Origin of the sequence: Thauera butanivorans NBRC 103042, assembly GCF_001591165.1 — a bacterium.
GTDB classification, from domain to species: Bacteria; Pseudomonadota; Gammaproteobacteria; order Burkholderiales; family Rhodocyclaceae; genus Thauera; species Thauera butanivorans.
Genome location: NZ_BCUG01000077.1, coordinates 1 through 760, shown reverse-complemented (window position 1 = coordinate 760; position 760 = coordinate 1). Strand labels below are relative to the sequence as shown.

The 760-nt window shown below is 52.6% G+C and carries 1 protein-coding gene; it reads right to left on the bottom strand.

All coding sequences use genetic code 11. The features are described 5' to 3' along the window. Window positions 1-760, bottom strand: a 760-nt coding sequence (locus TBU01S_RS23395; protein ID WP_169802992.1) for a TonB-dependent receptor, incomplete at both ends; no start/stop codon positions are given.

The window sequence follows — 760 nt, the reverse complement described above, 5'->3', positions numbered from 1 at the left end:
ACCCTTGCCCTATCCAGTTGTCGGAATCGAGGACATTCGTCACAGTGGCACGGACAACTATTGGCGCGGCTTCACCGCGCTCAATTGTGTATCGGACACCGAGATCAAACTGATACCAATCCGATACTTTCAGGGTGTTTTGCAGATTAATGTATTGCGACGAAGCGTAACGGACCTGTCCATTGAGAGCCAATCCATTCACATATGGAACATCCCAATCAATGCCGAGACGCGCCTGAAAGGGTGCGATTGCTGCTTTATTGCCATTATTCGAAGCGGTGGATGTATTGACGAGCACGGCATCGACATAGGCAAGGCCACCGTGCAAGCGAAGGCTTTGAAAGGGCGCACCGAAGAAGCCGAACTCCAACCCCCGATTACGCACCTCTCCATCCTGTACGAACACGTTTGTGTCGGGGTTTGTATAAGAGCTCGGCCTCGAAATCTGGAACGCGGCCAATGTTGTCGTTATCTTCCCCCAATCAACCTTGGCGCCCACCTCAATGCCCTTGGACGCGTATGGCGAAAATACTTCGCCCGCATTGACAGTACCGTCTGGTGCCGTACCACCTCTTTCCAAGGCCTCAATGTAATTGCCATAGAGCGAAACGTTCTGCCGCGGCTTGACCACAACGCCGACCAGAGGGGTATAGGCGTATTCTTTGTATGCAGAAGTCTGTATACCAGTCCTGCGATCGTAGGATGTCGTATCGATCTGCTGACGGCGAACACCGAGCGTCAACTGTATGCGTTCTTCCAG